Annotated in this window: 1 protein-coding gene; it reads right to left on the reverse strand. The window is 35.0% G+C overall.

Going from position 1 to position 1,684, the window contains the following annotated elements; all coding sequences use genetic code 11:
• Positions 1–198: 198 nt before the first annotated feature.
• Complete coding sequence (locus tag WS44_RS09175; protein ID WP_288145738.1) at positions 199–1,428, reverse strand: IS110 family transposase; 1,230 nt, start codon at positions 1,426–1,428, stop codon at positions 199–201.
• Positions 1,429–1,684 lie beyond the last annotated feature (256 nt).

Below are 1,684 nucleotides of genomic sequence, written 5' to 3' on the forward strand. Positions count from 1 at the left end.
TTTTTTCTACCTAAAATCAAGTATTATCAGTAATTTCCTTAATTAATTTATACTCTATTTAATTAGAATATTGGTACGAATAGGGTTAGATTAGATAAAATAGAAAATAACGTGGTGATAGAAAGTAACACAAACAAACCTATGAGTATTGTAGTTTTTTCATAGGTTGCTATACTAAAGATGATTATTTGATTTCAACTAAAGTCTTTGGTTTTTGGTGGCTATGTTGTAGTCATATAATTGATTATGTTTTATTAAAGCAAAGAGCGTGCGTATCAGTTTATGCACGGATGCGATGGCAATCTTCTTGTAGCCTGGGCTATGAGAAGATTGCTTTTTCTTATCATAATAATCAGTAATATGGCAAGGTTGTGTAGCCTTAACAGTTTCCATTTGTGTAATAACACGATACAGTATCTTTCTGGCTATGTGATTACCATGTTTAGTAATACCCAGACGACTGTCTTTGTCACCAGATTGAGAACGGCCTGGATCAATACCAACAAAGGCATCAATTTGAGCTGAAGTATTGAAACGTCTTAAGTCCCCAAGTTCTGCGATTAATCTTAAGGCAGTAGTTCTAGCAATTCCAGGGATACTTAAATAAATCGTTAACGCGCGTGCATTAACAACCTTAGTCAGCTTTTCCATATAATTAATAACCTGATCTCTTTCATTGCTTAAAGACAACAGATTAGAGATAGTGCGTTGAATAGCTCTCACCGTAATGCCATCTTTTCTATCGTAAGGATAAGCTTGTCTAGCGAAAGCATATAGTCTAGCAGTAAGATACTGTGCTCTTTGACGACCAATACCTGATATAGACAATAATCTTTGCTTGACTTGATCTTCATTCATATCCAGGACATATTGAGCATGCGGAAACAAGCTAACAATAGTCCAGTAAATTTTTCCAGAAGGGTTGGACAGTATGTGCTCTATTTGAGGAAAAGTTGATTGCAAGTTGCGGTGGAGTTGATTCTTGTTAACGATTAAAGCTCTGGTAAGCTCTTCATAATAACGGCTGGCAGCTTGAAGTTCGTGATATTCTCTAGATTGAGGAGCTTGAAGCTTTTGTGGTGCACTAAATTGAATCAAGGCTAAATGATAAGCATCAAGCTTATCGGTTTTATTATGTCTTAGATTGTTATCCATTAGTTTCTTAGCTTGCAAAGGATTAAGTCTTAAATATTTAATGTGATGATCTTCTAAAAATGCCTGCAAACTTAAAGAATACACACCAGTAGCTTCAAAAACCACCAAAGGTGTAATCAAGTATTGATTCAAATGATCTAGTAAATCTTGATAGCCGAATGAATCATTAGTAATAGTAAAGGGATTGCCCTGCTTTACTCGATCAATTACAACGCAAACAGTAGACGATCTACTGCTAACATCAATACCAAAGATAATATTTTGACTCATAATTCTAACCTCCGAATGAAGATAAGCAGCTTTATCAACCTATTTGATTCCAATTTTCTAAACAAGGCATCCAAGTGCCTACAGACTTCGAAAAGACTTGTAAATAGGTGGTAAAGCAGTCCGTTTGTGTTACGACATCAAGTGTCCAAAAAAGGTAAGACTTTGTTTGCTTTATCTTCACTTTTTATTCTAAACAAAATAAAAAGTGCCAGATCATGAATCCGTCGATTCATGATCCAACACTAGGTTAGTATGTTTG

The sequence above is a fragment of the Lactobacillus sp. N54.MGS-719 genome (assembly GCF_000980505.1).
Taxonomy (GTDB): Bacteria; Bacillota; Bacilli; order Lactobacillales; family Lactobacillaceae; genus Lactobacillus; species Lactobacillus amylovorus.